The sequence below is a fragment of the Dyella silvae genome (assembly GCF_026421305.1).
In the GTDB taxonomy this organism is placed as follows: Bacteria; Pseudomonadota; Gammaproteobacteria; order Xanthomonadales; family Rhodanobacteraceae; genus Dyella; species Dyella silvae.
Genome location: NZ_JAPJBQ010000005.1, coordinates 309,036 through 328,498, shown reverse-complemented (window position 1 = coordinate 328,498; position 19,463 = coordinate 309,036). Strand labels below are relative to the sequence as shown.

Genomic DNA, 19,463 nt, shown 5'->3' with positions numbered 1-19,463 from the left:
CACCTGCGCACACTGTCAAAGATCTCAATCACTTGCTGACCGTTTCCGTTTCAGCGTTGGAACATTTCGTTCCGAGTGAGCCGCTCATCTTACATCATCTTTCCAGTCCGTCAACACCTTCAGCGAAATATTTTTTCGTTTCCGGGTTTTCTCTGGAACCCGTCGAGGAAGAGCTTCTCGTCGGGACAGGAGCGAAATAATAGCCCGCCCTTTCGATTCTGGGAAGGGGTCAAAACAAATTTTTTTCACAAAGATGACAGGTGCCCACACCGGTACACTCGCGCGCACCTGTCTCAACCGAGCCTATATAACGATGAAACGCTTGCTCGCGCCCTGGTTGTTCGCCCTTTCCTCTGCAGCCACGGCCGCTGCCCAGCACGATTCGCCAGCCGTGCAACTGCATGGCCAGCGCTTTCATACGGAGTTCGCTACTAATGATGCGACGCGCGAGCGCGGCCTGATGATGCGCACCGAGCTGGCCGCGGATCACAGCATGCTGTTTGTGTTCCCGGACGAGGACAAGCGCTGGTTCTGGATGAAGAACACGCTTATTCCGCTGGACATCCTGTATTTCGACGCTAACCGCCGGCTGGTGTCCGTGCAGGCAAAGGTGCCGCCGTGCAAGGCCGATCCCTGCCCCAGCTATCCGAGCGACCTGCCTGCCCGCTATGTATTGGAGTTGCCGGCCGGTACGGCCGCGCGTATTGGCGCGATGGTGGGCGATGAGCTGACGATTGAGGGAACGGTCGGCCCGGTGCAGTGATCCGGTGCCGCCAGGTCATGTCGGCAGGGAACGCCGACGTGATAGGGGACGAGCATGTCGGGACGCAGGTTTTCCAGGGCGTCCCAGTCGTCTTCGAACGGAATGAACTGTTGCATGGTGCTGCTCCTGCCGGGTGCCCGCCTTGTTTTCCGGCGGGCAGGAGCATTAAAGCAAACGGCCCGGTCCGTACGATGACGGAATCGGGCCGTTTGCGGGCAAGCTGAGGAACGAGATCAGTCGATTTCGATCATCTCGAAGTCTTCCTTGGTCGCGCCGCAGTCCGGGCAGGTCCAGGTATCGGGGACGTCGGCCCAGCGCGTACCGGGCTCGATGCCTTCGTCGGGCAGCCCCAGCGCTTCGTCATAAATGAAGCCGCAAACGACACACATCCATTTGCGCAGGGTGACGGTTTCGGTGGTGCTCTGATTCATCGCTGGACGGCTTGTTATGGAGAATAAGAGGCGCATTCTCGCAACTCCCCCGCCGATGCGAAAGCGTATGGCCCCCGTTTTTCAGGAAGAACCCATGCAAGCAAGACTCCAGGGGCGCGGCCTCTATGTGATTACCGATGGCCCCCGTCCCGATCTCGTGGATGTGGTGGCGAAGGCGCTGGCCGGCGGCGCCCGGCTGGTGCAATACCGGGACAAGAGTGACGACCACACCCGGCGCCTGTCCGAGGCCAGCGCGATTCAGGCGCTTTGCACCGCCCACGGGGTGCCCATGATCGTCAACGACGATGTGGCACTCGCGCTGGCGGCGGGCGCTTCCGGCGTCCATCTGGGCGAGGACGACAGCGACCTTGCCGCCGCACGCGCGGTGCTCGGGCCCGACGCCATCATCGGCGTGTCCTGCTATGACTCCATAGAGCGGGCACGCGAGCTTGCTGCCGCCGGGGCGGACTATCTCGCGTTCGGCGCCTTTTTCCCCTCGCCTACCAAGCCGCATGCCCGCCGCGCCTCGTTCGAGCTGCTGCGGCAGGCTGCCGCGCTGGGCCTGCCGCGAGTGGCTATCGGCGGCATCACGCCGGACAATGGCCAACCCCTGATCGATGCCGGTGCCGACTATCTGGCCGTGATTTCCGCGGTCTTTGGCGATCCGGACGTGCAAGGCGCCGCGACGCGCTTTGCCCAACTCTTTATTCCGCATTGAGAACGACACGATGACCACCAACCACGAACTTTTCCTTCGCGCACAGCAGCTGATGCCCGGCGGCGTGAACTCGCCGGTGCGCGCATTCAAGTCGGTGGGCGGCGAGCCGTTTTTCACGGCGCGGGCGGATGGCGCCTATCTGTGGGATGTGGAAGGCAAGCGCTATATCGACTATGTGGGCTCGTGGGGCCCGATGATCGTGGGCCATAACCACCCGCATGTGCGCGAAGCGGTGGAGCGGGCGGTGAAGAACGGCCTTTCGTACGGCACGCCCTGCCCGGCCGAGGTCACCATGGCCGAAACGATTACGCGGCTGATTCCGTCGATCGACATGGTGCGCATGGTCAACTCAGGCACCGAGGCAACCATGTCGGCGATCCGCCTGGCGCGTGGCGCAACGGGTCGCAACCTCATCGTGAAGTTCGAAGGTTGCTACCACGGCCACGGTGACAGTTTTCTGGTGAAGGCCGGCTCGGGGGCGCTCACCTTTGGCGTGCCGACGTCACCGGGCGTGCCGAAGGCCAATGCCGACCTGACGCTCACGCTCACCTATAACGACATGGATGCCGCCGTGCGGCTGTTCGACGAACACGGCAGCGATATTGCCGGCCTGATCATCGAGCCGGTCGCGGGCAACATGAACTGCATTCCCCCGAAGGATGGGTATCTGCAGGGGCTGCGCGAGCTGTGCACCAAGCACGGCGCCTTGCTGATATTCGACGAAGTAATGACCGGCTTCCGCGTCGCACTGGGTGGTGCTCAGGCTTATTACGGCGTCACGCCTGACCTCACCACGTTCGGCAAGATCATCGGCGGCGGCATGCCGGTGGGCGCGTATGGCGGCCGCCGCGACCTGATGCAGCAGATTGCCCCCTCTGGCCCGATCTATCAGGCCGGCACGCTGTCGGGTAATCCGGTGGCCATGGCCGCTGGCCTGGCCATGCTAGAACTGATTCAGGCGCCGGGTTTTTACGATCAGCTCGCCGCACGCACTCGCCTGCTCACCGATGGCCTGCAGGCCGTCGCCGATGGCGAAGGCCTGCCTTTCAGCATCAACCGCGTGGGCGGCATGTTCGGCCTGTTCTTCACGCGCGAGAAGGTGGAGAGCTATGCGCAGGCCACGGCGGCGGATACGGCGATGTTCAACCGCTTCTTCCACGGCATGCTGGAGCATGGCGTGTATCTGGCACCGTCGGCGTTTGAAGCAGGTTTTGTGTCCAGCGCGCACACCGAACAGGACCTTGCCGATACGCTCGAAGCAGCACGCGCTGCGATGCGTTCTGCCCGCGCCGGATAAGCGCTGAGGACAGGCGTGCGGCGGTATGCTGGACCCAAGGCGTACAAGGGGACTGAAGGCCGCATGAGCACAGAACAGCCCATTCCTGTCGACCAAGCCTTCGCGCCATCCACTCGTAGCAAATGGCGGGCGCGTTGGTTTCACATCATCTTCGGTCATGACGAGAGATCGGGGCGATTGTTCGACCTGGTGCTGATGGTGGCCATCAGCACCAGCATCCTGGTCACGGTGCTGGATACGGTGGAGAGCCTGCACGCCAGGCTCGGTCGCCTCTTCGACGTGCTGGAATGGGTGTTCACCATCGCCTTCACGGTGGAATACGTGGCACGCCTGATGGTGGTCTCGCAGCCGCGCCGCTACGCGTTGAGCTTCTTTGGCATCGTCGACCTTCTGGCGGTGCTGCCAACGTATCTGACCCTGCTTGCCAGCGGCGGCCAGCACCTGATGGTGGTGCGCGCGCTGCGCATCTTGCGCGTCTTCCGCGTGCTGAAGATGACCCGCTACGTCGGTGAGGCGAACATGCTGTGGGCCACCTTTCTGCGTGCCCGGCCCAAGATCCTGGTGTTCTTCAGCACCGTGCTCACCCTGGTGCTGATCTTCGGCGCCTTGATGTACCTGATCGAAGGGCCGGAAAACGGTTTCACCAGTATCCCGGTCTCCATGTATTGGGCTGTGGTGACGATGACCACGGTGGGCTTTGGCGACATCACACCGCATACCACGCTGGGCCAGATGGTCACCTCGGTGATCATGCTACTGGGCTACAGCATCATCGCGGTTCCTACCGGCATCTTTGCGGCAGAGCTGGCGACCGGCTTTCGCAAGACGTGGGAGCCGAAGGTATGCGCGCATTGCCAGCTCGGCGGACATCAGCCCGATGCGCACTTTTGCCGTGGCTGCGGAGAGCCCCTGCCTCCGGGAGAGCACGCGGAGTAAGCGCTCAACGGCAGGAGCACATGGGGTGGGAGAAAAGCCCACCACTCCCTTGTGAAGAGGACCTGGCGCAGTGTTGGCTACGCGGCACTGCGCGGTCGCCCACTCGTGGGCGACCGCGGGGAACGACGATTCAGGCGGCGAGGTAGGCGCGAAGCGCCGCTTCGAGGCGTGCGAGGCCTTCGGCGATATCCGCGTCGCTGATGTTCAGCGCCGGCACAAAGCGCAGCACGTCCGGCCCCGCCTGCAATAGCAGCAGGCCGTGGGCGGCGGCAAAGTCGAGGATGGTGCCCGCCTTGCCCTTGTGGGCTTCCTTCAGCACGGCGCCGAGCATGAGGCCGCGGCCGCGGACTTCGTCGAAGAGATCGAGCGAGACGTTGATACGCGCCAGGCCATCACGCAGCGCCTGCGACTGGCGCTTCACGTTGGCCAGCAGCTCCGGCGACGACAACTTGCGCAGCGCGACACGAGCCACTGCTGCACCCAGCGGATTGCCGCCGAAGGTGGTGCCGTGTGCGCCAAACTGCATGGTTTCGGCCACCTTGGGGCCGGCCAGCATCGCGCCGATGGGAAAACCGCCGCCCAGCGCCTTGGCCAGGGTCACGATATCCGGCGTCACCTCGTCCTGTACGTGGGCGAACAAGGTGCCGGTGCGGCCCATGCCGCACTGGATTTCATCGAGCACCAGCAAAGCGCCGTACTCGTCACACAGCTCACGGGCGCGCTTGATGAAGCCGGGCGCGGCTGGCAATACACCGCCTTCGCCCTGCACGGGTTCGAGCATGACCGCCGCCACATCGCCATGGGCAAAGGCTGCTTCGAGCGCAGGAACATCGTTGAAATCGAGATAGCGGAAACCGCCAGGCAGCGGCTCGTAGCCTTCCTGGTACTTCGGCTGCGCCGTGGCCGTGACGGCTGCAAGCGTGCGGCCATGGAAGGAACCACGGAAGGTCACGATGACGCGCTTGGCCGCATCGCGCCCTTGTGACGACGCCCATTTGCGCACGAGCTTGATCGCCGCTTCGTTAGCCTCGGTGCCGGAATTGCACAGGAACACGCGCTCGGCGAAGCCGGCAGCCGACACCAGCTCCTCCGCCAGATGCAGCGGCGGCTCGCTGTAAAACACGTTGCTGGTATGCCACAGCTTGTGCGCCTGAGTGGTCAGCGCCTCGAGCAGGTCAGGGTCCTGATGCCCCAGCGCATTGACGGCAATGCCCGCGCCAAAATCGACGTACTCGCGCCCTTGGGTATCCCACACGCGCGAGCCTTTACCGTGATCCAGCACGACATCGCGCGGTCGGTACACCGGCAGCCAATAACGCTTGCCGAGATCGATCAGGGTCGAATCGGCCGAGGGCGAGGCGGACGGGTCGTGCGCGTGCATGTCGTACTCCGGGCGTCGTCCAGCTGGACGCGCCGTCACTTGGAAGGGAATGGGATGTGGGGATACGCCACAGCGTGGTGAGGCGTCTTCGCATCGTAAGCCTTGCGCCAGCGCTTTGCACGGCGGCAAAAGTGTGACTTCTGCCCTGTGCGCTGTGTCCATAACGTTACAACAGCCCGGAAACGGCCTGGCAGCGGGCTTGACGGCCATTCGCAGCAGCGTTTGAGCCGCCCACCTGTAACGTCTTCAACACGCAGCCTTCGCGCAAACACCCGCAAAACCGCGCTGTGACCCGCGTTTTTGAGCCATCTGCCCATTTGGCACGCCACTTGCTCCGCTATTCACGTACAGGCGGGAAGGGGGAAGGGCCAGCTGCGACGACGTATCGAACACCGCGACAGGGATTTCCGCGGCGGCGGAATGGCGACGCCTCTGGGTGGCCCGGGGGCAAGGTCGATACGAGCATCGCAGCTGGCAACGGGAACTCTTCGCTTCCGTCAGAGCAGCAGACGCATGGGGCAAGCAGTCGATGAGGAATTCCGCCGAAAGGCGGTCATGAGGGCGGTAACCCGGCAACCCCTGTGGCCGGGGCACCAATGGAAGCCCCCGGCCCGACCCCTGCGGGCCGGGGGCCTTCCTTTTCAGAGTCGAACAGGTCGAGGCCGGGATGAAGGCCAGAACGGCCGATCAACGGAATGCGCCGGGGTGACCGGCGGGTGCTTGCAGTCAGGTGGCTGGGTCGGCGCCCAACCAGCCATGCAAGAGCGAGCATCCGCCGCTCACCCCGGAACACACTCTCCCGTGACACCGCCGGCGACGCCATCCGAGTGAATGGACGTCCCTTCAGCGCAGCTCGTCGAGCGCAAGCTGATGTTTCTTGCACAACCGGTAGATGGTCACGCGCGACACCTTGAGTCGGCGCGCGCACTCGCTCACGTTGAACCGGCTTTCGCGCAGACAGGCGATCACGGCATCGCGTTCGGCCGCGACACGCGTGCTGCCCAGGCTGGAACGTGCGGCCTGCTTGGTAAGCACGTCAGCCAGATCCAGATCATTCACGCTGATAAGCGCGTCTTCCGCCACCACAGCGGCACGCTGCACGCGATTGAGCAGCTCGCGCACATTGCCTGGCCAGGCAAAATCGAGCATGGCCCGACGCGCGCCGGCGCTGAAGGCACGGCCACGGCTGGCATGTTGTTCGCGGAACGCATCGAGGAAACGCTGAGCCAACAGCACCACATCGTCCTCACGCTCACGCAGGGCTGGCATGCGTAAACGCAATACATTGAGGCGGTAATACAAATCCTCGCGGAACCGACCTTGCTCCACGGCTTTTTCCAGATCCACATGCGTGGCAGCCAGCACGCGCACATCCAGTTTGATGAGCTGACTGCTACCGACGCGCTCGAGCGTGCCTTCCTGCAGAAAGCGCAGCAGACTCGTCTGCGCGTCGGACGGCAAGTCGCCTACTTCATCCAGAAATACGGTACCGCCAGCGGCGGATTCGAAATGACCGATACGGCGAGCATTGGCGCCGGTAAAGGCGCCGCGCTCATGGCCAAACAGTTCCGACTGCACCAGGTTGGGCGGCAAGGCGCCGCAGTTGATGGCCGCGAACGGACGATCCGCCCGCGCCGACAAACCATGCAAGGCACGCGCAGCCACTTCCTTGCCGGTACCGGTTTCGCCGGTAATCAACACCGGCAGTTCCACCGGAGCGTATTTGCGAATGCTGGCCACCACCGCACCGATGGCCGCGCTGCGGCCCGTCACACCGATATCACCGATCTCGGTGGCACGTGGCTCATCGCCGCCGATGCGCCGCAGCGCGTCGACCAGGCGATCGACATCGACCGGGGTGGCGAAGTATTCGATGCTTGCTTCGAGAACGCGATCGACCAGCGGATCGTTGGCCGGCACATCCGGCGGTATCAGCGCCATCCAGGGTAACCATGGATGGTCCGCCATCAACTGTGCCATGGCTTGGATGGACTCGGGATCGCAGCACCGCAGATCCGCCAGTGCCACCACCGTGTCGTTGTTGCGCATGCCCACGCCCCCCTGGGAGCCGGCGTCGGCCACGCGAATGATCCATCCCGCACTCGCCAAACCCGCCCGTTCGGCGCTGTCAGGCTGTCCGAACCAGACGACGCATCGCCTGGCTTCCTCCCTTAATACAGCCATGGTCCCTCCCCCTCCCCTGATTAAGGGTCACAGGTTTCGGCCGGTCGCAGCCAACGCCGCTGGCTACCCCCCGGTTACCACGCCCGTCGCCTCAAACTAATCCGCGACTGCTACAAAAGTGTGATATGAGTCACACAATATACAACTCCGCGCAAAGCCGTCACCCAACAAATGGGGGACTTGCGCGTCGAACAGAAGCCCGAGGCCGCTCCGCTGTCTAACACCTATGGCCAGGACCCTGTTTTCGTGGAAACGTGCGATCTACGGCACCCTTCGGCCCCGTGGAGGTTCCTGAAGGGTGCCGGCGGGACTTACCAGACGCCCGTGTTGGGCATCGATGCCCACGGCTCCTGCGGCGGCAGATGCCCTTCCTGCAGCAGCTCGACGGAGATCAGGTCCGGCGAACGCACAAACGCCATATGCCCATCACGCGGCGGACGGTTGATGGTGTAACCCATCGACTGCAGGCGTGCGCAGGTGGCGTAGATATCGTCGACGCGGAAGGCCAGATGGCCAAAGTTGCGGGCGCTGCCGTAATCCTCGGTCGAGCCCCAGTTGTGAGTCAGCTCGACTTCGGCCTCAGGCGATTCGGGTGCCGCGAGAAAGATCAGCGTGAACTTGCCAGCCTCGTTGTCCATGCGGCGCATCTCTTTCAGGCCAAGGCCATCGCAGAAGAAACGCAGGCTCGCATCGACATCGCGAACGCGGATCATGGTGTGAAGATATTTCATGCTGTGCTCCGAGGCGCTGGGGAGGCGCTATGAGGGGGAAAGAGAAGAGCGGATGCGCTCGGCAAGTTGCTCGAGCTCTGCGCGCGCAGCCGGTGCGGGAACACCCTGCGGATAGACCCGCATCAGGCCATCAGCAACACGGCGTGGCTGCACGTGCAAATGAAAGTGCGGCACTTCCTGGCCACCGGCAGCGCCGTTGGATTGCCAGAGATTGAGTCCCGCCGGATGAAACGTCTTGCGCAATGCCTGCGCTACGCGCACGCCCAACTGCATCACGTCGCCGGCCAGCACAGGATCGATCGCGTAAATGTCTTCCACGTGTTGGCGCGGCACCACCAACACATGGCCTGGCACCGCCTGACGCAGATCGAGAAAGGCCAGCGAGTGCGTCGTCTGCGCGACGACACTCGCCTCAAGCTGGCCCGCCGCGATAGCGCAGAAAGGGCACGTCACGCAGATCAGTCCAGAAACAGGTCGGGCAGCAGCGACTGCGTCGGGTCCATGGCGTAAGGCGACAAATCGGCAACCCCTGCTTCGCGCAATACGTCTTCATCGATCAGGAACTGTCCCGCAAAACCCTTGGCCGGCCGCGTAAGCACCGCGTGCGCCGCATCCGCCACGATGGCCGGCTTGCGGCAACGCTGCAACGGAACACCCGGGATCATATTCAACGCGTCGGTGGCGATGATGGTGCGCGGCCACAGCGCATTGACGGCGACACCCTTGGGACCAAACTCGCCGGCCAGACCCAGCGTGACGAAACTCATGCCCATCTTCGCCAGCGTGTAACCCGTGTGCGGCGCCCACCATTTGCTACTGAGCGACGGCGGCGGGGCGAGCGTGAGGATATGCGGGTTCTCTGCCTTGAGCAGATGCGGCAAGCACGCTTGTGCGCACAGAAAGCTGCCGCGCGCATTCACCTGCTGCATCAGATCGAAGCGCTTCATCGGCGTGTCGAGCACACCGGCCAGCCAGATCGCACTGGCGTTGTTGACCAGGATGTCGATGCCGCCAAACGCTTCCACGGCCGCAGCGACGGCCGCGGCCACTTCCTCTTCTTCGCGGATATCGCACTTGATCGGCAAGGCCTTGCCGCCTGCAGCTTCAATCTCGGCGGCTGCGCTGTGAATGGTGCCAGGCAGTTTCGGGTTGGGCACGCTGCTCTTGGCCGCGATGACGATGTTGGCCCCGTCACGTCCAGCCCGCAGCGCAATGGCCAGGCCGATGCCGCGCGAGGCGCCGGTGATGAAGAGGGTCTTGCCCGCCAGACTGCTCATAGAAACCTCGCCTCGATCAGGAAGGGGCCAGTGTAGAAGCCGCCCCCGTGTGCGCAAAGCAAATATGCGTCACATGACGTCAATGGCGGCGAAGCAGGTGCTCAGGCACGCTGGAAACGCGGAAGGATGTCGCGCAGCTCCGCGAGGCGGCGCAGCGGATCGGTGATTTCAAGCATGTGCTGCCGCTCATCCGGCTGCAGCGGCAACAATTCGGCCAGCCTGAAACCTACCCAGCTGGCATCGTCATACGACGCGCGCGGCGCGAGCCGCCATTGCGGCGCCATGTTTTCGATCAAACGCTCAAGGATCGAAGGCAACAGTGCCAGCTCCACCGGCACTTGCTGCGGCATTTCCTGCGGCCACAACTCGACGTCGCCGCGCACCAGCCCATTCGAACGCACGCGCGTGCGCGACACCCGGAAGCGCTCCGCACCTTCGGTGACGATGCCGAGCAGGCCGTCTTCGCGATTGTGGAAATCGATGATGCGCGCCAGCGTGCCCACCGCGGCAGGCCTCGCCGGCGCACCGGCCTCAGCCCCTTCCAGGATCAGGCAGACGCCAAATGCACCGCCGGTGCGTGCGCACTCGCGCACCATGTCCAGGTAGCGTGGTTCAAAAATGCGCAGCGGCAGCTGGCCACCGGGATAAAGCACGGTGCCAAGAGGGAACAGCGGCAGATCGATATAAGGAGGCTGGGCGGCCATGTGAAGAGTCTAACCGCCAATGACCCGCCTGTAGGAGCGCACTTGTGCGCTCCTGCAGCGAGGCAGCGATCAAGGCTTGATGGCATCGACAAAACGGCGCGGAGCCCCTTCAAACCCGCCGTTGGACATGAAGACCACGTGATCACCCGCACGCACTTCATAGCGCAGCGCCGTAATCAACGCATCGACGGTCGGCACGGTACTGCCGCGCCCGTTCAAGGCACCGGTGACGCGGCTCGCATCCCACGGCAACTCGGGGCGATGCAGGAACACCACCGCGTCAGCATCTGCCAACGACGGCGCCAACGCCTCGGCGTGTGCACCCAACCGCATCGAATTCGAACGCGGCTCCAGCGCCACTACGATGCGCGACTTGCCGACCTTGGCGCGCAAACCAGCCAGCGTGGTGGCAATCGCCGTAGGGTGATGCGCGAAGTCATCGTAGACGCGTACGCCGCCAACCTCACCCACCACTTCCATGCGGCGCTTGACGCTCTGAAACGTGGCGAAAGCCGGCAGCAACGCACGTGGATCCGCACCCGCCGCGGCGGCCGCCGCCAGCGCGGCGAGCGCATTCATCACACTGTGCTGCCCCAACAGCGGCCAATGAATCTCGCCGATCAGCTCGCCGTTACGGCGCACCGCAAACGCAGAGCCATCGGCGGTCTGCAGCTCGGCCTGCCAATCGCCCTTGCCGATGCCGAAGGTCTCCACCGGCGTCCAGCAACCCATGGCGAGCACTTCGGCCAGATGCTGGTCGTGTGCGTTGACGATCAGCCGTCCATTGCCCGGCACCGTACGCACGAGGTGATGGAACTGGCGCTGGATCGCGGCCACGTCAGGGAAAATATCCGCGTGGTCGTATTCGAGATTGTTGAGAATGGCGATGCGCGGACGGTAGTGCACGAACTTCGAGCGCTTGTCGAAAAACGCGCTGTCGTATTCGTCCGCTTCGATCACGAAGGGCTTGCCGCTACCCACGCGTGCCGACACATCGAAATTGCCCGGCACGCCGCCAATCAGAAAACCCGGAGCCAGGCCGGCGCTTTCCAGCAAATGGGCCAGCAGGCTCGTCGTGGTGGTCTTGCCATGCGTGCCCGCCACCGCCAGCACTTCGCGGCCCGGCAGCAGCGTGTCGCCAAGCCATTGCGGGCCGGAGATGTAGCGCTGCTGCTCGTCGAGCATGTATTCGACGGCCGGATTGCCGCGCGTCATGGCGTTGCCAACGACCACGAGGTCGGGCGCGGGCTTGAGGTAGTCGGGCTTGTAGCCATCCATCAGGCGGATGCCCAGCGATTCGAGCTGGGTGCTCATGGGTGGATAGACGTTGGCGTCGGAACCTTCGACGGTAAGGCCGAGCTCACGCGCCAAAGCGGCGACGCCGCCCATGAAGGTGCCGCAGATGCCGAGGATGTGCAGACGCATGGATAACCCGTTTGCCGAAACTGGGCAGCACCGCGTGCCACCCCTGAAAAACATCGGGCCGCCTTGCGGCGGCCCGGAAAGCGTTTAGCCGTTGGCGGCGGCCGATTCGGAGGCCAGCGCTCGCTTGACGCGGCCGGTGACCTCGTCGAGCTCGCCCACGCCATCCACCACCTGCAGCTTGCCGCGGCGGGCAAAGAAGTCAGCGACCGGTGCCGTCTGCTCGGCATAGACCTTCAGGCGGTCACGCACGACCACCGGATCATCGTCCTTGCGGTGCTCGGCAGCGAAGCGGATTTCGCAACGGCCAATGATCACTTCATTGGGCACGTCGAGCTTGACCACGGCATCCAGCGGCTGGCCGATCTTGACCAGCAGGTGGTCGAGCGCATCGGCCTGGGCGAGGTTGCGCGGATAACCGTCGAGGATGAAGCCGTTCTTCACGTCATCCTGCGAAAGGCGCTCTTCGAGCATGGCCAGCAGGATGTCGTCCGACACCAGCTTGCCGGCGTCCATCACCGCCTTCGCCTTCAGGCCCGTCGGCGTGCCGGCAGCCACGGCGGCGCGCAGCATGTCGCCGGTCGAGATGTGCGGTATGCCGAGTTCCACCTTCAGACGCGCAGCCTGGGTGCCTTTGCCCGAACCGGGCGGACCGAGTAGGACGAGTCGCATAGTGCTCCAAGGTATTCCCGGGTCACCGCACGCTGCGGGCCCACGAAATGCAAGAAATTGGGTAGCAAAGTTAGCTTCTGGGGCCGGTGCCGTCAAACCGCGGCAATCACCGGAAAACGGCAAGTGGTTGTTGCAAAAAGAGTTAACCGTGACACAGAAACGTCACGAGGACGGATCACCCGGGCAGGATTAAGCTCTCTAGCTCGCCCAACCGCAGGAGAAGCCCGTGACCGCTCCCCGTATTCACATCGTCACGCTCGGCGTCAGCGACCTGACGCGCTCCCGCCAGTTTTACGAGGCCTGGGGCTGGAAGGCGTCGTCGGCGAGCAACGAGAACATCGTGTTCCTCAAGGGTGGCGCTGTTGTGCTGGCGCTCTACAGCCGCGATGCGCTTGCCGACGATGCGCTCGCCGAAGACCTGCCCACGGGCTTCGCTGCCATCACGCTGGCACGCAACGCCGACTCAAAAGCGGAAGTGGATGCATGGTTCGCCGTTGCCATAGCCGCGGGCGCGCGCGAACTCAAAGCGCCGCAGGAAGCCTTCTGGGGTGGCTACTCCGGCTACCTCACCGATCCCGATGGGCACCTATGGGAATTCGCATTCAATCCGTATTTCATGTTTGATGATCACGGCAACCTCGCCCTACCGGATTGAGAACCCATGAAGCCCGCATCGAAGCCCCAAGGTCGTTTGCTCTATGCCCAGTCCGGCGGCGTTACCGCTGTGATCAATGCGACTGCTGCGGGCGTGATTGAAGCAGCGCGCGCGAAAGGAGTTGCCGTTTACGCCGCGCGCAACGGCATTCTGGGCGCGCTGCGCGAAGAGTTGATCGACACCGGCAAGGAATCCAAAGCGGCCATTGCGGCCCTGCGTCACACGCCGGGCGGCGCCTTTGGTTCGTGCCGCTACAAGCTGAAGTCGCTGGACGCCAACCGCGCCGAATACGAGCGACTGATCGATGTGTTTCGTGCGCATGACATCCGTTGGTTCCTCTACAACGGCGGCAATGATTCCGCCGACACCGCGCTCAAGATTTCGCAACTGGGCAAGGCGATGGGCTACGACATCCGTTGCATAGGCGTGCCCAAGACGGTGGACAACGATCTCGCCGTCACCGATTGCTGCCCGGGCTTCGGCTCGGTAGCGAAGTACACGGCCGTGTCCACGCTGGAAGCCAGCCTGGATGTGGCGTCGATGGCGGATACATCCACCAAGGTTTTCATTGTTGAAGTGATGGGGCGCCACGCGGGCTGGATCGCCGCCGCCTCGGGCCTGGCCGGCGAAGGCGCCGATGCGCCGCCGCACATCATCTTGTTCCCCGAGCGCGTGTTCGACGAAACGGCTTTCCTGGCCAAGGTGAAGGCCACGGTGGAACGCGTGGGCTGGTGCACGGTGGTGGCTTCCGAGGGCATCCGCAATGCCGAAGGGCAATTTCTGGCCGAAGCCGGTACGCGTGATGCGTTTGGCCACTCGCAGCTTGGCGGTGTGGCGCCGGTGCTCGCCGCGCTGGTGAAGGAAAAGCTTGGCTACAAATATCACTGGGCCCTGCCTGACTATCTGCAGCGCTCGGCACGCCATCTCGCTTCCAAGACCGATGCGGAGCAGGCCTACGCCGTGGGCAAGGCCGCCGTGGAGTACGCGCTGGCCGGCATGAACGCGGTGATGCCCGTCATCGTGCGCGGCAGCGACGCGCCTTATCGCTGGAAGATCGAACCCGCACCGTTGGCGAAGATCGCCAATCGCGAAAAGAAGATGCCGGCGAGCTTCCTCACACGAGACGGGTTCGGCATCACGGCAGCGGCCCGCCGTTACCTCGCGCCACTGATCCAAGGTGAAGCGCCGCTGCCTTATGGCAAGAACGGGCTCCCGCTATACGTGACACTGAAGAACACCGCCGTCGCGCGCAAGCTCGAACCGTTTGCACGCTGACAGCTACTGCAGGAAACGGCTCAGACTCACGCGGTAGTCCGCGTAGTCCTGAATCGTGTTGTGTCCAGCATCGGCCACGACCTGTTCTGCCGGGGGCGTGGGGAACGCGCGAATGAGCGCGGCAGTGCGCACGGCGGCAATGATCTCGTCCTGTTCGGCGCGAATCACCAACACCGGACAACGAATAGCCGCCACATACCGCCACGACTCGAAACGCTCGCGCATAAGCAGATTGACCGGCACCCATGGGAGGTAGTCGCCTGCGACGCGAACAAGGCTATCGAAGGGAGTCACCAGGACCAGTCGCTCCACCGGTCGTTGCGCGGCGAGTTGCACTGCCACGCCGCTTCCGAGGCTACGACCGAGCACGGCCACCGCCGTGTGCCGCGGCGCCACCCGATCGAATAGCGCCGTGGCGTCGCCGATCAGTGCCGCCTCGGACGCTTCACCTTCGCTAGCGGCATATCCTCGGTAGGCCAGGAGGTAGATGGTGCGATCGGGCAACCATTGCGCCAGGTCTGCCCGTGCATCCTCGATCCGCTCGCCGTTGCCGCCGAAATACAACAGCGCCTTGGCCTTTCCTGGATTCACCACCCAACCGCGCAGCCGGACACCTTCCCTGGTCAGCTCAAAGTCCGGCGATTGCCGCACCGGCCAGGTGGCTTCGGGGTGATAGATCTCCCGCCGTTGCCCCAGCGCCAGGGACGTGCAAAGAGCGGCGTAGAGCAGAAGCGCGAGCGAGGCCAACACGAGTAAAACGCGTACGAACATCCCTGCCCCCTGCCTATGGGTCTTTCTGTTCACCTGCCTGAGCGATAACTGAAAGCTCTCACGCCAGAAGCAGGAAATCACCTCCTCCATTCAGACGCACATTCTTACGATGCGCCTGCCTGACCGACGCACATGGCGCCGGCGGGATCCACCGAGGAGGATCCGATGAAAGCCCTGACCAGCATGCTCGTAGCCTTGGCCCTGCTTGCCGGCAGCGGCGCCGCTCTGTCCGATCCGTGGCATGACCATGGCCGGGGACATGACCGCGATGATTATCGTGATCACGGCCGCGGGCATGACCGCGACGGCTGGCGTGACCGCGACCGCCTCGAACACTGGGAGCGCCGTTACTACAGCGATCGTGCCTATTACGGGCGGCCACGCTGGGCCCGCGGCTATCGTTATGACGGTCCGATGGTCATTGTGAACGACTACAGCTATTACCGCCTGGCGCCGCCGCCCTACGGCTACCGCTGGGTGCGTGAATCCAACAATTACCTGCTGGTGTCGATCGGCGACAACATGATCATGGACTTGGTCATCCGCTGATCAACACTCAGGTGATCTCAAGGCGGCGCCGTACAAGGCGCCGCCTTTTTTGTGATCCGATGCCGCAGTGCGTTGCGTTGCACAACACGACTGTCGTCAGCCTCTGTCTATACTCGCCTATGACCGCCCGCAAGGGCGGCCGCCGTATCGGGGGTGCCGATGGGTGGTCCCGGTGCAAATCGTTACCACTCATGGGGAGGCTCCGATGCTGCAGCAGTATGGCTTGTGGATCGTGCTGGCATGTGCGGTCCTGGCGGTTCTCTACGGCGCACTGTCTGTGCGCTGGATCTTGGCAAAATCGCCGGGCAACGCACGTATGCAGGAGATCGCTTCCGCGATCCAGGAAGGTGCGAAGGCGTATCTCAATCGCCAGTACGCCACCATCGGCGGCGTCGGTGTGGTGTTGTTTCTCATCATTGGCTTTGCGCTGGACTGGGCCACCGCGATCGGTTTTGCAATCGGTGCCATTTTGTCCGGCGCCACCGGTTATATCGGCATGAACGTTTCGGTGCGTGCCAATGTGCGCACCGCTGAAGCCGCGCGCAGCGGCTTGGCCGCTGCACTCAACGTCGCGTTTCGTGGCGGCGCCATCACCGGCATGTTGGTGGTGGGTCTGGCGTTGTTTGGCGTCACGGGTTACTACGTGGTGCTGAGCCGCATGGGCTACGAGACCATGCACGCCCTGCATGCCCTGGTGGGATTGGCCTTCGGTGCGTCGCTGATCTCGATCTTCGCCCGTCTCGGCGGCGGCATTTTCACCAAGGGTGCCGACGTGGGCGCCGATCTGGTGGGCAAGGTAGAAGCCGGCATCCCCGAGGACGATCCGCGCAACCCGGCCGTGATTGCCGACAACGTGGGTGACAACGTAGGCGACTGCGCCGGCATGGCCGCCGACTTGTTCGAGACTTACGCGGTGACGTTGATCGCCACCATGTTGCTGGGCGGCGTGATGGCGGAGCAGACCGGCAGCAACGGTGTGTTGTTCCCGCTGGTGCTGGGCGGCGCATCCATCGTTGCGTCGGTGATCGGTACCTTCTTCGTGAAGGCACGCGGCCCGAAGATCATGAACGCGCTGTATGCCGGCGTAGCCGTATCGGCCGTGCTTGCCGCCATCGCGTTCTGGCCGATCACCAGCCAGCTGATGGGCGATTCCGCTTACGGCGTTGGCCATCTGTATGGCTGCTCGCTGATCGGCCTGGTGCTGACCGGCGCGATGGTGGTGATCACGGAGTACTACACCGCGACCGAATACAAACCGGTGCAGCACGTCGCGCAGGCCTCCACTACCGGCCATGCCACCAACATCATCGCGGGCATTGGCGTGTCGATGAAGTCGACGGCGCTGCCAGTGCTTGCCGTATGCGCGGCGATCTGGAGCGCGTATCAGCTGGCCGGTCTCTACGGTATCGCCATCGCCGCTACCGCCATGCTGAGCATGACCGGCATGATCGTGGCGCTGGACGCGTACGGCCCGATTACCGACAACGCCGGCGGCATCGCCGAAATGGCTGAGCTGCCCCCGGAAGTGCGCGGCGTTACCGATCCGCTGGACGCGGTGGGCAACACCACCAAGGCAGTGACCAAAGGTTATGCCATTGGCTCGGCGGGTCTGGCTGCGTTGGTGCTGTTTGCCGACTACACGCACAACCTGACCAAGCACCTCAACATCGACGACTTCCGCTTCGATCTCTCCAACCCCTACGTGATCATCGGCCTGCTGATCGGCGGCCTGATTCCGTATCTGTTTGGTGCGATGGCGATGGAAGCGGTGGGGCGCTCGGCAGGTGCAGTGGTGGAAGAAGTGCGCCGCCAGTTCCGCGAGATCGCGGGCATCATGGAGGGCACCACCAAGCCGGATTATTCCCGTGCAGTGGATATGCTCACCAAGTCCGCCATCAAGGAAATGTTGATCCCGTCGCTGCTGCCGGTGCTCGTACCGGTCGTCGTGGTGTTCGGGTTCAAGTGGCTGGGTGGCGCGGAGGCAGGCGCGCAGGCGCTGGGTGGCGTGCTGATCGGCACCATCGTCACCGGCCTGTTCGTGGCCATCTCGATGACCACCGGTGGTGGCGCATGGGACAACGCCAAGAAGTACATCGAGGATGATCATTTCGGCGGCAAGGGTTCGGACGCGCACAAGGCCGCCGTTACCGGCGACACCGTGGGCGATCCGTACAAGGACACGGCCGGCCCTGCGGTGAACCCGCTGATCAAGATCATCAACATCGTGGCCCTCCTACTCATACCTCTGCTGTAACGGGAGAACGCCCGATCACGGCGACAGTGATCGGGCGAACCCGCACGGCCCGATTGCCCCCTCTCCCCTCCGGGGAGAGGGTTGGGGTGAGGGGCCACGCTGGCCTCAGTCCCGCTTTCGCAGTCTCACGGCACTACTGAGCCTTCCAGCTTCCACCGCCGCAACAACTGCGCGCGCATCTGCTCCGGCATCGCCAACGCCGGCATCACCCGGCTGAGCCGATACCCCTGCGCCCCGCTCTGAGGGCGTGCCACGAAGGCGACCTGATTGCCGGTATCGGCATCCACCGCCAGTCCGGTGATCACACCCTCGTCGTTGATATCCAACGCCTGCGCCAGCAGGCCGCTATAGCCGCCCGACATCTGGTTGAGATCCATCATCGTGCCGTCCTGCCAGAGAAACGCATGGCAACTGGCGAAGTGCGCGGTGCATGACAGGCCGACCACCTGGTCGCGCGCGTTGATGCCAGTGGCCTGACTGTGCACATCGCCTGGATAGAGCGTGCCCAGATCCCGCATGCCGCTCGCAGGCGTCCACAGGAAGGCATGCTCGTGCAGGGCGCCGCCATCGCTGGCCGAGACGTTGGAGAAGCCCACCACGTGACCTTGCAGGTTGATCGCCATCGGCGTGTGCCACGCCACGCCACCGAGATTGCCCAGATCAGTCACCGCGCCGTGCTGCCACAGCACCGCATGGCGCGCCGTGAAGCGCCCCACCGCCTGATCGCAGATGCCGGAGATACCCACGGCCTGTCCACGATCATTGATGGCCGTTGCCGCGCCGGAGGTATCGCCCGACACCAAGGGCAGTTCGCGGACTTGCCCTGGCGCGGGGCCCCACACGACCGGCCGGAATTGCAGCACTTGTCCGCTGTCGGCGGTGTCGCAGGTCGGGTCATGCACGGCGTTCTCGGCCCAACCGGTGACCTGCCCCAGATCGTTGGCGCCTGCAGCGAAACCGTTGTTGCCGCCCAACGTAGGCAAGGCCTGCATGTGGCCCCAGGTCCATACAAAGCCCAGGCAGGTGCTGCTGGTGGCGGTCGCCGCCGGGAAGAACGCCGCGCAACTCCAGCTCGCGCCCAGCGGGTCCGGTTTGCCGGTTTGCGCGATGCCGGCCAGCACGCCAATGTTGTTTTTCACCGGCCACTGGATATCGCTGTTGAGCCCGCCCAGCGTGCCCAGATCAAAAGCGCTGCCGTTGATCCAGAGTGAGGCGTGGCCATTGTTATCGCCGGCGAAGTTGGATACCCCGCTGACCAGGCCCAGATCGTCGATGCTGTTGCCCGAGCTGAAGGTACCGCCCAGAGACGGCAACTCAGACACGCTGTAATGCGACTGTCCCTGCGCCGCCAACGGAAGCCCGGCGGCGGCAAGGACGGCCACGAGAAGGGTGGGAAGCTTGCACATGGCTCTCTCTCCTTGGGTTGCGATGCGGTGATCGCAG

The 19,463-nt window shown here is 63.8% G+C and carries 20 protein-coding genes; 9 read left to right on the top strand and 11 right to left on the bottom strand.

The window, feature by feature from the left end; translation table 11 throughout:
- A partial coding sequence (locus tag OQE56_RS14155; RefSeq protein ID WP_267225275.1) for a hypothetical protein occupies positions 1-200 on the top strand: 200 nt, incomplete at its 5' end.
- Positions 201-313: 113 nt separating this feature from the next.
- Positions 314-763: a DUF192 domain-containing protein gene (locus OQE56_RS14150; protein ID WP_267225273.1), complete on the top strand. Its 450-nt coding sequence runs from the start codon at positions 314-316 to the stop codon at positions 761-763.
- 233 nt (positions 764-996) lie between these two features.
- Here the strand turns inward: OQE56_RS14150 and OQE56_RS14145 are convergent, their stop codons facing one another.
- A complete protein-coding gene (locus OQE56_RS14145; protein WP_267225271.1) occupies positions 997-1,194 on the bottom strand; it encodes a rubredoxin in 198 nt (65 codons plus the stop codon).
- A 94-nt stretch (positions 1,195-1,288) separates the two neighbouring features.
- On the opposite strand from OQE56_RS14145, the gene thiE reads away from it, so the two are divergent.
- From thiE to OQE56_RS14130, 3 genes are all read left to right on the top strand, one after another.
- Positions 1,289-1,912 carry a thiamine phosphate synthase gene (gene thiE, locus OQE56_RS14140; RefSeq protein ID WP_267225269.1) on the top strand — a complete coding sequence of 208 codons (624 nt, stop codon included), beginning with the start codon at positions 1,289-1,291 and terminating at the stop codon, positions 1,910-1,912.
- Between the two features lie 10 nt (positions 1,913-1,922).
- Complete coding sequence (gene hemL, locus OQE56_RS14135; RefSeq protein ID WP_267225267.1) at positions 1,923-3,209, top strand: glutamate-1-semialdehyde 2,1-aminomutase; 1,287 nt, start codon at positions 1,923-1,925, stop codon at positions 3,207-3,209.
- 63 nt (positions 3,210-3,272) lie between these two features.
- Complete coding sequence (locus tag OQE56_RS14130) at positions 3,273-4,145, top strand: ion transporter (protein WP_267225265.1); 873 nt, start codon at positions 3,273-3,275, stop codon at positions 4,143-4,145.
- A gap of 130 nt (positions 4,146-4,275) precedes the next feature.
- Here OQE56_RS14130 and OQE56_RS14125 read toward each other — a convergent pair whose 3' ends face one another.
- From OQE56_RS14125 to OQE56_RS14090, 8 genes are all read right to left on the bottom strand, one after another.
- Positions 4,276-5,526 (bottom strand): acetylornithine transaminase, encoded by a 1,251-nt coding sequence (locus tag OQE56_RS14125; RefSeq protein ID WP_267225263.1) that lies wholly within the window; start codon positions 5,524-5,526, stop codon positions 4,276-4,278.
- 843 nt (positions 5,527-6,369) lie between these two features.
- A complete protein-coding gene (locus OQE56_RS14120; protein ID WP_267225261.1) occupies positions 6,370-7,710 on the bottom strand; it encodes a sigma-54 dependent transcriptional regulator in 1,341 nt (446 codons plus the stop codon).
- 311 nt (positions 7,711-8,021) lie between these two features.
- Positions 8,022-8,441, bottom strand: coding sequence for a VOC family protein (locus tag OQE56_RS14115; RefSeq protein WP_267225259.1), 420 nt, complete (start codon positions 8,439-8,441; stop codon positions 8,022-8,024).
- A gap of 27 nt (positions 8,442-8,468) precedes the next feature.
- Positions 8,469-8,894 carry an HIT family protein gene (locus OQE56_RS14110; protein WP_267225257.1) on the bottom strand — a complete coding sequence of 142 codons (426 nt, stop codon included), beginning with the start codon at positions 8,892-8,894 and terminating at the stop codon, positions 8,469-8,471.
- A 5-nt stretch (positions 8,895-8,899) separates the two neighbouring features.
- Positions 8,900-9,718 (bottom strand): SDR family oxidoreductase, encoded by an 819-nt coding sequence (locus OQE56_RS14105; RefSeq protein WP_267225256.1) that lies wholly within the window; start codon positions 9,716-9,718, stop codon positions 8,900-8,902.
- Positions 9,719-9,819: 101 nt separating this feature from the next.
- A complete protein-coding gene (locus OQE56_RS14100) occupies positions 9,820-10,422 on the bottom strand; it encodes an LON peptidase substrate-binding domain-containing protein (protein WP_267225254.1) in 603 nt (200 codons plus the stop codon).
- Positions 10,423-10,491: 69 nt separating this feature from the next.
- The gene (mpl, locus tag OQE56_RS14095) at positions 10,492-11,847 is read right to left on the bottom strand and encodes a UDP-N-acetylmuramate:L-alanyl-gamma-D-glutamyl-meso-diaminopimelate ligase (RefSeq protein ID WP_267225252.1); all 1,356 of its coding nucleotides are present in this window, start codon (positions 11,845-11,847) and stop codon (positions 10,492-10,494) included.
- A gap of 84 nt (positions 11,848-11,931) precedes the next feature.
- Positions 11,932-12,516: an adenylate kinase gene (locus OQE56_RS14090; RefSeq protein WP_267225250.1), complete on the bottom strand. Its 585-nt coding sequence runs from the start codon at positions 12,514-12,516 to the stop codon at positions 11,932-11,934.
- A 226-nt stretch (positions 12,517-12,742) separates the two neighbouring features.
- Between OQE56_RS14090 and OQE56_RS14085 the strand changes: the two genes are divergently transcribed.
- Positions 12,743-13,171: a VOC family protein gene (locus OQE56_RS14085; protein WP_267225248.1), complete on the top strand. Its 429-nt coding sequence runs from the start codon at positions 12,743-12,745 to the stop codon at positions 13,169-13,171.
- 6 nt (positions 13,172-13,177) lie between these two features.
- The gene (locus tag OQE56_RS14080) at positions 13,178-14,446 is read left to right on the top strand and encodes a 6-phosphofructokinase (RefSeq protein WP_267225247.1); all 1,269 of its coding nucleotides are present in this window, start codon (positions 13,178-13,180) and stop codon (positions 14,444-14,446) included.
- 3 nt (positions 14,447-14,449) lie between these two features.
- Here OQE56_RS14080 and OQE56_RS14075 read toward each other — a convergent pair whose 3' ends face one another.
- Positions 14,450-15,217 (bottom strand): alpha/beta hydrolase, encoded by a 768-nt coding sequence (locus OQE56_RS14075; protein ID WP_267225246.1) that lies wholly within the window; start codon positions 15,215-15,217, stop codon positions 14,450-14,452.
- A 165-nt stretch (positions 15,218-15,382) separates the two neighbouring features.
- Between OQE56_RS14075 and OQE56_RS14070 the strand changes: the two genes are divergently transcribed.
- Together OQE56_RS14070 and OQE56_RS14065 are read left to right on the top strand one after the other, a co-directional pair.
- On the top strand, positions 15,383-15,766 hold the full coding sequence (locus OQE56_RS14070; protein WP_267225245.1) for an RcnB family protein: 384 nt from the start codon (positions 15,383-15,385) through the stop codon (positions 15,764-15,766).
- A gap of 205 nt (positions 15,767-15,971) precedes the next feature.
- Positions 15,972-18,020, top strand: a complete 2,049-nt coding sequence (locus OQE56_RS14065; RefSeq protein WP_267225244.1) for a sodium-translocating pyrophosphatase — start codon at positions 15,972-15,974, stop codon at positions 18,018-18,020.
- 125 nt (positions 18,021-18,145) lie between these two features.
- On the opposite strand, the gene OQE56_RS14060 is transcribed toward OQE56_RS14065, so the two are convergent.
- Complete coding sequence (locus OQE56_RS14060; RefSeq protein ID WP_267225243.1) at positions 18,146-19,426, bottom strand: hypothetical protein; 1,281 nt, start codon at positions 19,424-19,426, stop codon at positions 18,146-18,148.
- Positions 19,427-19,463 lie beyond the last annotated feature (37 nt).